General features: G+C 52.6%; 5 protein-coding genes and 1 pseudogene. 1 reads left to right on the top strand and 5 read right to left on the bottom strand.

Features of this window, described 5'->3' with window-relative positions; all coding sequences use genetic code 11:
- Nucleotides 1-17: 17 nt before the first annotated feature.
- Nucleotides 18-3,608 carry a PAS domain-containing protein gene (locus HJG54_RS33280; RefSeq protein WP_316436176.1) on the bottom strand — a complete coding sequence of 1,197 codons (3,591 nt, stop codon included), beginning with the start codon at nucleotides 3,606-3,608 and terminating at the stop codon, nucleotides 18-20.
- A 743-nt stretch (nucleotides 3,609-4,351) separates the two neighbouring features.
- On the opposite strand from HJG54_RS33280, the gene HJG54_RS33275 reads away from it, so the two are divergent.
- Nucleotides 4,352-7,618 carry a PAS domain S-box protein gene (locus HJG54_RS33275; RefSeq protein WP_316436175.1) on the top strand — a complete coding sequence of 1,089 codons (3,267 nt, stop codon included), beginning with the start codon at nucleotides 4,352-4,354 and terminating at the stop codon, nucleotides 7,616-7,618.
- A 148-nt stretch (nucleotides 7,619-7,766) separates the two neighbouring features.
- Here HJG54_RS33275 and HJG54_RS33270 read toward each other — a convergent pair whose 3' ends face one another.
- The 4 genes and pseudogenes from HJG54_RS33270 to HJG54_RS33255 form a co-directional block, all read right to left on the bottom strand.
- Nucleotides 7,767-8,648 (bottom strand): alpha/beta fold hydrolase, encoded by an 882-nt coding sequence (locus tag HJG54_RS33270; protein WP_316436174.1) that lies wholly within the window; start codon nucleotides 8,646-8,648, stop codon nucleotides 7,767-7,769.
- A 138-nt stretch (nucleotides 8,649-8,786) separates the two neighbouring features.
- Nucleotides 8,787-9,509: an SDR family oxidoreductase gene (locus HJG54_RS33265; RefSeq protein ID WP_316436173.1), complete on the bottom strand. Its 723-nt coding sequence runs from the start codon at nucleotides 9,507-9,509 to the stop codon at nucleotides 8,787-8,789.
- Nucleotides 9,510-9,726: 217 nt separating this feature from the next.
- Nucleotides 9,727-10,089: pseudogene (locus HJG54_RS33260) on the bottom strand (acetyl-CoA C-acyltransferase); the annotation flags it as partial.
- A gap of 47 nt (nucleotides 10,090-10,136) precedes the next feature.
- Nucleotides 10,137-10,574, bottom strand: coding sequence for a hypothetical protein (locus HJG54_RS33255; protein WP_316436172.1), 438 nt, complete (start codon nucleotides 10,572-10,574; stop codon nucleotides 10,137-10,139).
- Nucleotides 10,575-10,840 lie beyond the last annotated feature (266 nt).

The following is a 10,840-nucleotide window of genomic DNA, read 5'->3' as shown; positions in this document are numbered from 1 at the left end:
GTAGGACAGCCTTGATCTTAGCCAGTTTCGCTGATCAGCGGCAGAGGGCGAGGGTTTAATGCTGTAATTGCCTGGATCAATGCTTCCGGCTCCACTGGTTTAGCAATATGACCCTGGAATCCAGCGGCAGCTGCCCGCTGCTGATTGATTTCTCCAGCATAGGCAGTGAGGGCAATCGCGGGAATAGTGCCTCCCTGTTCTGGGGGTAAGGCACGTACCTGCCGCAGCAACATATAGCCATCTATGTCTGGCATACCAATATCGCTTAACAGCAGGTCTAGTTTTGCTTGAGTTAAAAGTGCAAACGCCTCGCTAGCTGATGCAACGGCTGTTACCGCTGCTCCCGCCTGCTGTAACAGAAAAACAATCAAGTTTCGCGTATCCGCATCATCATCCACGACTAGAATGCGTAAGCCAGCCAGGGAATGGGACAGGGCAGAAGCGCGTGGGGCTGCTTTCCTCTCCCGCACCGTCTCTTCGCTCTTTAACAGCGGCAATCTGACCGTAAAGGTAGCTCCCTGACCTGCACCCGGACTAGCGACCTGAACGGTACCGCCATGCAACTCCACCAAGTAACGCACGATCGCCAACCCCAATCCCAAACCACCAAACCGGCGCGTCGTCGTACCATCCTCCTGCCGGAAGTAGTCAAACACATAGGGCAGGAACTCCGGCGCAATCCCCTTGCCCGTGTCAGTGACGGTGATGCGGGCGTAGGGAGGGGAAGGGGAGGGAGATGGGGAAGATGGGGAAGATGGGGAAGATGGGGAAGACTCTGCTCCCCTATCTCCCCTACCTCCCCTATCTCCCTCATCAACTCGCTCCAGCCGTACCTCCACTCGCCCTCCTTCGGGGGTGAACTTGACGGCATTGGAGAGCAGATTCCACACGACCTGCTGTAGGCGGCCTGCATCGCCCATCACCTGCAGCAGTTGAGGTGGGGAGGGGGTTGCGTCTACTCCGGTGCTGACGGTGAAGTGCAGCTCAATTCGCTTGGCGTCTGCGGCCAGTCGCACAGTGTCCATAGCGGCTGCAATGGTGGACTTGAGATCAACGGGCACCATATTGAGGCTGAGTTTGCCGCGCAAGATGCGGGAGACATCGAGCAAATCTTCGATGAGTTCAGCTTGCAGTTTGGCGTTGCGTTCAATGCTGGCTAGCGCTTCGGTTGTCTTTTCTGCATTCAGCTTGCGATTTCGCAGCAGTTTGACCCAGCCGAGAATTGGATTGAGGGGCGAGCGCAGTTCATGGGAAAGTACAGCAAGAAATTCATCTTTAATTCGATTGGCAGCTTGGGCCTCTTCGCGAGATGCTTCGGCAGCGGCTCGGGTCTGCCGTTCCGCTTCATACAGTCGGGCATTTTCAACAGCAACCGAAGCCATTTGCGCTAGCTGCACTAGAATCACTTCATCGGTTTCGCTGAACTCTCCCTCATACTTATCGGAAAGCTGAATTAGGCCAATGTTTTGGCCCTCTCGTCCAACTAGGGGAGCTGCCAGCCAGCCGCGCATGGGAGGGTGATTGGCGACCGCTTGGCCGAACCCTTGCCAGCGGGGATGGGACTCTAGTTCAGCTTGGGTTAGCCGCATAGGTTGATTCAGATGACACACACAGGCGTAGATGCCGGAGCCGTCTGGTTTCTCGTCATAGCCTCGCCACTGGGCGTATTTGTCAGATAGGTAAACCGCAGTAATGGCCTGCGCCCAGTTCTGGTTCAAGGCCATGCTGGTGACCGATTGATGCGCTCCAATAATGGCAGCGGCCTGATCGGTAATCAGTTGCAGCACCTGCTCCACCGAAAGGGCAGAGTTGATCGTCAGGGCAGCGGTGGTTAAGCCCTGCAATTGGTTGATGTAGTGACGCTCACGAGTCAGCAGTTGTTCGCGTTCAAGTTCGGCTTGTTTGCGGTCGCTAATATCAATCAGCAAGCCATCCCACACCTTGCCATGCTCGGTTTCTTCCACACGAGACTTGCCCTGAATCCACTTAAGTTGGCCAGACGGGGTGATAATGCGGCCTTCCCACTGCCAGTCGGTTGAGTTGACGATAGCAGTGTTTACAGAGGATTGTAGCGACGGTAAATCCTCAGGATGAATCAGGGACCAGAGGGCGTTCGCATCTTGCAGAATGGTTTCCGGTGCTAATTCAAACAGCTGACGAGAACCAGAACTGACATAGGTAAAGCTATCCTTACCCTGCGGGTTAGGAACATAACGGTAAATCATCCCTGGCATGTTTTTTACCAAGGTTTGATACTTGAATTCACTCTGGCGCAGCGCTTCTTCTGCGCGTTTGCGGTCAGTTGTATCTAGGGCAATTCCGGTCATGCGGATGGGCCGGTGGTTAGCGTCATAGAAAGTTTGACCCATCGCCGTAATCCAGCGTTCCCCCTGGGTAGGGTGAAGAATCCGAAACTCGACGTTGAGATTGGTCTGATGCTCTAGGGACTCACGGGCAGCGCGATCGGCATGAGCGCGATCTGGCTCTAGAATTGCTGCCAGCCAGTTTTCGTAGGAGGGTTGAGTAGTGGCCGGATCCAGACCATAGAGCTGGTAATATTCCTCGGACCAAGTCACTTGATTCGTGAGGACATCCCAGTCCCAGACGCCAGCTTTAGCAGCCTGTTGGGCAATCCGCAAGCGTTCTTCACCTTGGCGGAGGGCAGCCTCAGCTTGCTTGCGTTCGCTAATGTCACTTACCAACGCCACAAATCCTTCGACCGTAGCTTGGCTGTCAAAGCGGGGAACATAGGTGGCTTGTACATAGCGCCTGCCGCCATCTTGATAGGGAACCTCGCTCTCAAATGTCACCAGTTCCCCGCTCAAAACCTGCTCCACATAGGGACGAAGCGTGCGATACGCCGATTCACCCAGCACCTCCCAGAGCGTCTTACCATAAACCGCGGCGGCAGATTGCCCAAACCATTCTTCATAGGTGCGGTTATTGAAGCGGTAGCGCTGCTCCCGATCCACAAAGGAAATCAGAACCGGGACAGTATTGGTGACGACCCGGAGTTCTGCTTCGCGTTGCTGTAAGGACTGACGGATCTGGTCATTATGCAGGGCGGTAGCGGTAAAATCCGCCAGACTGGTCATCACCCGCACATCTTCAGCATCAAACTGCCGCTGGGCATCGTGGGAGACAATCCAAATCACGCCTAGGGGTTCACCCACGGCCATCAACGGAATCGCCAGACCCTCCACAATCTGGGGGTCGATAAATTGCAGCTCAGTAAAATGTCGTGCCGGATAGGCGTAAAGCTGAGGCGATTGGCGCTCTAAACAGACACCACAAGGGCTAAGGTGACAAGGGATTGTTCCCCGCTCGTAGCGTTCTAGCGCTCCGGCAATCGCCACCCAGCGGAAGATAGCTTCGCCGCTGGATGTGCTTTCTAGCAAACTCACTCCGGCTGTACCTGCTTGGCAGAGGTCTTTGGCAAGGGTGACTAACGTTTTGAGCATGGTTTGAGGTTGCTCAAGCAATTGTCGTGCCAAAGTGCGGAGGGCAGCATTTTCTGCCTTCAGATCAGGCGATCTGGGCGAGCGATGGGACAATCCTTCGGTGATTAAAATATCGTCTAAGTTCAGTTGCCCCATCTCAGATGTCATGGTCTTTGCATTCCTTCCAGTCTACTTGCCCAACCCTTTATCATCGGATTTGGGAATTCAATATCAGTATTTGTTACTATCCGTTATTAATCGTATACTAACCGCATACCAATCTTTGTTTATAACTTTCTCTATTTATAGCGTTTTATAGCTTTCTGAAAATTGAATTTAACAGTTTTCTCTGCGAACCTACCATATATCCAGATCTGGAAATAGACGGGATATGATTTTCCTCCCCTAGGTGGCCCCTAAATCTCTCGGTTGACGGCGTTGTAACTGGCCCATTGTAACTGGCATGGTTGTTTTCTCTACCTTTAGGAGGAAGCATAAAACAGATAGAGCAGCAGCGTACCCCACCTGGGGTAGAGATCAAGAGGCATCTTTAACAGCTTCAGCCGCTCCATTAGCTTAGCTCTTGCCTCAGCTTACATCCTGTCTCAGCTTAGATCTTGCTCAACTATAGGTTAAATCAGGTTAAATTTTGCCATAGTCCAACCACATCTTAACTGAGTGCTAAAGCTCACTCCAAGGGTAGATTACAAATCCTACCCAATGGTAGAGGATGTGCAAGGAGGCAGTCTATCCTAGACTGCTCATAGTAATGCTTGAGAATATAAAAACTAGTAAAAGCTATCAGCGATGGCTATCAGCAACAGAACACTACTAGAAACATAGTTAATTTTTTATATTGACAGTTAAGTAAATAATTAGCTTAATATTCAGAAGTTCGAAGCAAAACGAGTATGAAATCCGATCAAATTGTATCATTGAGTGAATACCATCGTTTACCTCAAGAATCTCAAACTTCTGATTTTTATAAGCGTCTTCTGGAAGTAATCTGTAATAACGCTACGCTCGCCCTGTTCATTATGGACGAGCACCAGCAGTGTATATATATGAACCCAGCAGCAGAAACGCTGACTGGTTACCGTTTAGACGAAACAAAAGGGCGTACCCTGCACGATGTGATTCACCATACGCGCCCGGATGGTCGCCCCTACCCCTTATGCGAGTGCCCAATCGACCGTGCCTTTCCCCAAAATAATCAGGAGCAGGGAGAAGAGGTCTTTATCCACAAAGACGGCCACTTTTATCCGGTTGCTTACACTGCTAGTCCAATTCGCGAGGACGATCGCGTTATTGGCACCATCATCGAAGTGCGAGACATTACGCAGGAAAAATTAGCCGCACAGGCCCGGGAAGAAGCACTGCATCGCGAGCAGCAGCTACGAATTGAAGCAGAAGCGGCTCAACAGCGGCTCACCCATCTGCTGGAACATATGTCCGATGCTTTTGTGGCGCTTGACCAGGATTGGCGGATTATTTACCTGAATGCCGCAGCCGAACGGATCAACCACAAGCCGCGTGCGGAATCGCTGGGCAAAACCCACTGGGAAGAATGGCCAGCCTCGGTTGGCACCGCTGTGGAACACCAGTACCGGCGGGCCATGGCAGAGCAGGTCCCCGTTCACTTTGAACATCGCTATTATTCCGCTCCTGACTACGATGTCTGGCTAGAAATCTATGCCTACCCCTCGCAAGACGGCCTCGGCATTTTCTATCGAGACGTTACGGCACGCAAACGCACGGAAGCTGAACTGCAAACCCTAAATCAGCAGCTCACTCATCGGATCAACGAGCTACAGACCCTGTTCGACTTGCTGCCGATTGGCGTCGCGATCGCGGCAGATCCAGATTGCCATACGATTCGCGTCAATCCGTACCTGTCGGAACTGATTCGGGTCCCAGTTACTGCCAACGCCTCCCAAAGTGCACCACCGGAAGTTCGTCCGGCCTATCGCTTGTGTCGGAATGGAGCCGAGATCCCGGTTGCAGATTTGCCCATGCAGTACGCTGCCCGTCATAACACCGAGGTGAGGGATGAAGTTCTAGATCTTGTGCATCCAGATGGCACGCTGTTTAAGCTGCTCTCCTATTGCTCTCCGTTGTGGGATGAGCAGGGCAATGTTCGAGGCGTACTGGCCGCCTTTATCGATATTACGCAGCGGGTTTTGACTGAGACTGCTCTGCGGAAAAGTGAAGAGCAGCTTCGACTGGCAACAGAAGGAGCCAATTTGGGCATGTGGTATTGGGATGTGGCAACCGACAGCCTCACCTGGACCGACCGCGCCAAAGCGATGTTTGGCCTACCTGCCCATACCGAAATGACGATGCAGGTGTTTTTGGATGCCGTTCACCCCGACGATCGCTCGTTGATTCAAACTATCGTCAGCGATTTACAGGCCGGTCCAACCCACACCGAAAATGAATACCGCACCCAATGGCCCGATGGCACTGTACGTTGGATTCTCGCCCGAGGTAGTGCCAGCTATGATGCAAACGGCACCCTAGTTTCAACCCGCGGTGTCCTGCTGGACATCACCGACCGCAAGCGAGTTGAAGCTGAACGCAACCAGATAGAAGCAGCACTGCGCCAAAGTGAAGATCGTCTGCGGATGGCGCTAGAATCAGCGCAACTCGGCACCTGGGACTGGAACCTGGCTACCAACGAACTGGTTTGCGACACAACCTGGAAAGCTCTGTTTGGCCTACCTGCCGATGCTCAAACCAGTATCGACATCTTTTACAAGAGCCTGCATCCCGACGAGCGGGACCGGGTACGTAACATCGTGCAACGGTCGTTTGAGCCAGAAAGTGGCGGTCACTATGACGCAGAATACCGCACGATTGGGATTGCAGATGGCATCGAACGGTGGGTCGCTGCTAAAGGACAAGTTTATTTCAACTCAAACCGCGAACCCGTGCGTTTTATTGGAACCGTCCTCAACATCACCGAACACAAACGCGCCGAAGCCATTCGCTTGCGCCTTGCAGAGGAACGAGAACAGCTCCTTGCCCGCGAACAAGCTGCCCGCGAAGCCGCCGAAGCCGCGAGCCGGATCAAGGATGAGTTTCTAGCCGTGGTATCCCATGAATTACGAACGCCCCTCAACCCGATCCTCGGTTGGTCAAAGCTGCTGCGAAGCCGCCAATTAGACGCAGAAAAAACCGATCGGGCGTTGGAAGTGATTGAGCGCAATGCCCAAATGCAGGCTCAACTGATCAACGACCTGCTAGACGTCTCCCGCATTCTGCGCGGCAAGTTGAGTTTAGATACCCAACCCGTCGATCTAGTTGTCACCATTCAAGCCGCAATGGAAACCGTGCGACTGGCGGCAGACGCCAAATCGATTCAAATTCACACTCAGTTTGCCCCCGATGTCGGGCCAGTCTCCGGTGATGCCGGCCGCTTGCAGCAAGTGGTGTGGAACCTGCTCTCCAATGCCGTTAAGTTCACTCCAGAAGGAGGACGAGTAGACATTCGACTGGAACGCAGTGACTCTCAAGCCCAAATCACTGTCACTGACACCGGCAAGGGCATTCCTGCTGATTTTCTGCCCTATGTGTTTGACCAATTCCGCCAAGAGAGTTCGGCCACCACCCGCCACTTCGGTGGGCTAGGGTTAGGACTGGCAATTGTCCGCTATCTAGTAGAACTGCATGGAGGAGCCGTGCAGGCAGACAGCCCCGGCGAAGGACAGGGCGCTACCTTTACCGTCACACTACCGCTGATGCCCCATCAACCCGCGACGAAGCCAGATCCAAAACCCTCTGCATCCTCTCTGAATTTGCAGGGTACTCGCATTCTGGTCGTGGATGATGATGACAATACCCGCGAGTTTCTGGCCTTCTTGCTGGAGTTACACGGGGCAAGGGTGATCGCCACCGCCACCGCCAGCGAGGCACTCACGACACTGACGCAATTCAAGCCAGAGGTGCTGTTGAGCGATATTGGCATGCCCTATGTGGATGGCTACATGCTGATGCGGCAGATCAGAGCCTTACCACCAGAGCAAGGAGGCACGATTCCCGCAATTGCATTGACTGCTTATGCTGGAGAAATTGACTATCAGCAGGCTATGGCCGCAGGCTTTCAACGACACATTGCCAAACCGATCGAACCTCAGGTATTAATCGGGGCAATCGCTAATTTGCTTTCGCATTCCTGAGCGAAATAAAAACTCACTCAACTATCCAAAGGTTGATGAGGCTATCCCGATGCTTCGGTATAATACTAGTTCTTAGTTTTGAGTTTTGAGTTTTGAGTTACGGACCCTGTCCAATCTAGCCGGTTGAGCTTGGTGATCTGTAGCCCAATCAAAGGGAAATGGTATAAGAGAGTTGATTGAGGAACCGATTGATAGCTTCCACAAACAAATCAGGTTGCTCAATATGGGGCACATGTCCCGCATTGGGAATGATACTGAGCTGTCCTTTCTGGCGGCGGCGTACCGCATCCTCAGCCTGATATTTCGGCAATATCAAGTCTTTTTCGCCCCAAATGATCTGGGTTGGCATCTGCAACTGAGGTAAATCATCGAGCAAGATGCAATTCTGCCTGAAAGGGTTGGCGATTGCCCGCAGTGACGAGAGAGTTGCTTCTAAAAATCCCGGTGTTTGGGTAAGTTTTTCTTGGACGGTGATCCAATCTTGGGGGGCAGTCAGAGGGTTGGCAAACAGCAGAGCCGTTCTCGCCCAGACCCGCAGTTTGGCATTGAGGATCGGCTTACTCCAGGCGATCGCCGCTTCTCCATAGACGGGCAGCGTCATTTGTGACAATAAGGGGTTAATGGCTTCTCCCAAGCCGGCACTATCTACCAGGATGAGAGCCGCTACTTTTTCGGGATCGTTGAGGGCAATTCGCAAGGCGATGAGTCCTCCCAAGGAGTTGCCCACCAGAATTGCTCGCTCCAGGTTCAGGGCTTCTAGAAAATCGAGCACAACCCGCGTCAGGAAATCCAACGAATAAGCGCGATCGGGTTTACTGCTCTGCCCGGTACCCGGAGAATCGAGTGCATAAACCCGGTAGCGGCAGGCAAGTTTAGGCAACACCCACATCCAATCAAAGGCGCTCTCACCATTTCCATGCAGCAACACCAGCGGCGGAGCAGACTGCTCAACCTCAGGGTGATCTGAGACCAGATAAGCAATGGTCAGGCCGTTAATTTCAATCTGCTGTTCTTTAACGTTAGGTTCCACAGGAAACTCCCAGAATTACTTGAGTAGGTGGGTGGTTCGCGTAGCGTCGCGGCAGGCGTTAGGGTGGATGGGCTTCGCCGTGAGCGGCTCAGCCGAACGGTGGATGGGGAATGGTATATCAGGATTCGGGGTTCAAGATCAGGTGTGATGGGCACCGTTGACCCGCAAAACCGTGCCCGTAATATAGCTGCTGGCGATCGGCGAGAGCAGGAATGCCACTGCCCAGGCAATCTCTTCCGGTTTGCCAAAGCGTCGGAAGGGAATTTCAGCGAGAATGCGTTCTTTAATGGCATCGGGGATCGGTTTCAGCATATCGGTTTCAATGAATCCCGGAGCAACAGCATTGGCTCGTACTCCATACCGCGCCGCTTCCCGCGAGAGAGATTTTGTAAACCCGATCGCCGCTGCCTTAGAGGCGGCATAGTTGGTCTGACCTACATTCCCCCGTTCGCCGGAGATCGAGGTGATGCACACTACTGCTCCCATCTGCCGTTCATACAGCTTAGGAATAATTGGTTTTAGAGTATTGTAGAGACCGTTCAGGTTGGTGTCCACAACGCCATTCCAATCTTCGGTAGTCAGTTTCGGAAAAACCTTGTCGCGCGTCATTCCCGCATTGGCAACCACCCCATAAATTGGGCTGAGGCTATGTTCAACCTTTTCAGCAACGGCATTCATGGCAGCAGGGTCAGTCACGTCTGCCTGAAGCGCCAGTCCTTGGGGCGGGTCGTTGTGCTCACTGCGGTAGGTGTAGGCGACCCTGGCTCCCAATATATCTAACAGGCGCACGATCGCCGCTCCAATGCCTCGACTTCCCCCAGTAACCAAGACGGTTTTATCTTCCAACCCTAACGAAAGCATCCCTGAATCTCCTTTTCTGTGCTGAAATCGGTGTTTTACGTATCTAAAGCCTGGTTTCAAAGCCAATTTATAAAGTGAACCTAAAGCTCCGAAACCATCGGTATGGTTTGATCCCCCCTAGCCCCCCTTCACAAGGGGGGAACTCGGCTCCGATGCTCAAGTCCCCCTTGCTAAGGGGGATTTAGGGGGATCGAAACGGTTGTTTACAAATTAACTCTCAAAGCCGTTCCAGGGCGATCGCCGTGCCGCCCCCTGTACCGTGACAGACCGCCGCTAAACCAAGGTGCCCATCTTGATGGCGCAAGGCATTGAGCAAGGTAACGATAATGCGAGCACCCGAAGCCCCGATCGGATGCCCCAGTGCGATCGCCCCACCATAGACATTGAGCGTTTCGTAGGGCACATCCAGCATGCGGTGAAACAACACATTGCTGAGGGCAAAGGCTTCGTTGTTTTCAAATAGGTCAAAATCGTGAATCTGCAACTTCAGCTTGTCTAACAGCTTCTGCACCGCCAGAATCGGCACCTCTGGAAAGCGCCATGCCTCGCCCCCCGCCCAAGCTCCACCCAGAATTCGCGCTAACGGTTTAAGCTGATAGCGATCAACTGCATCTTGACTGGCTAAGACTAGTGCTGCCGCTCCGTTGAGATTTGGCTGCTGTTGCCCGCCGTAAACACCCCGTCTGGCTGAAAAGCAGGCTTGAGCTTGGTCAGACTTTCCAGGGTGGTATCCAAACGGATGCCTTCGTCTTGCTCGATCCACTGCATCCCCTTTTTGCTTTCAATCTGAATGGGAGCAATTTCCTGCTTGAAATGTCCTTTTTCAGTGGCGATCGCTGCTCGTTGCTGCGAATATAGAGCAATTTCGTCGAGATCATGCCGGGTAATGCCGTAGTCGGCGGCTAACCGTTCAGCTTGCGCTCCCATTGCCTCTGCTGTGGTGGGGTCTGTCAAACCGTCGTACAGCAAAATATCCGTGAGGGGTTCTGGACTTCCCAGCAGAAATTTATAGCCCCATCTCGCCCGGTGGGACAGGAAAAACCCGCTCTGGGACATCGACTCCATGCCACCTGCCAGCACCAGATCTGCATCTCCAGATCGAATCGCCGCCGTTGTTAAAAGAAAAATTAGAAATCAAATAGCAGCAAATGGAAAAGAAATTAGACAAGAAACAATGCATTGAGTAGAATTTTGGCTATATTGATTCATGTCTGTGATCCATGCATTTACAGAACCATTAAAGCGAAACGCTTGGGGATGGGGGGACTAGTGCAAGATAGGTCGCTACTTTTCTAACCAGGCTTTTAGCTAATAAACAGTAAACATTCAGA

This window comes from Leptolyngbya sp. NK1-12 (assembly GCF_032598965.1).
Taxonomy (GTDB): domain Bacteria; phylum Cyanobacteriota; class Cyanobacteriia; order Elainellales; family Elainellaceae; genus Elainella.
The sequence above is the reverse complement of the archived record's forward strand: the minus strand, read 5'-3'. Positions and strand labels throughout refer to the sequence as shown.

What these genes read in the sequence shown, in the direction of transcription:
- HJG54_RS33280 (WP_316436176.1), bottom strand. Translation starts at nt 3,608, where the DNA reads ATGACATCTGAGATGGGGCAACTGAACTTAGACGATATTTTAATCACC.
- HJG54_RS33275 (WP_316436175.1), top strand. Translation starts at nt 4,352, where the DNA reads ATGAAATCCGATCAAATTGTATCATTGAGTGAATACCATCGTTTACCT.
- HJG54_RS33265 (WP_316436173.1), bottom strand. Translation starts at nt 9,509, where the DNA reads ATGCTTTCGTTAGGGTTGGAAGATAAAACCGTCTTGGTTACTGGGGGA.
- HJG54_RS33255 (WP_316436172.1), bottom strand. Translation starts at nt 10,574, where the DNA reads ATGGAGTCGATGTCCCAGAGCGGGTTTTTCCTGTCCCACCGGGCGAGA.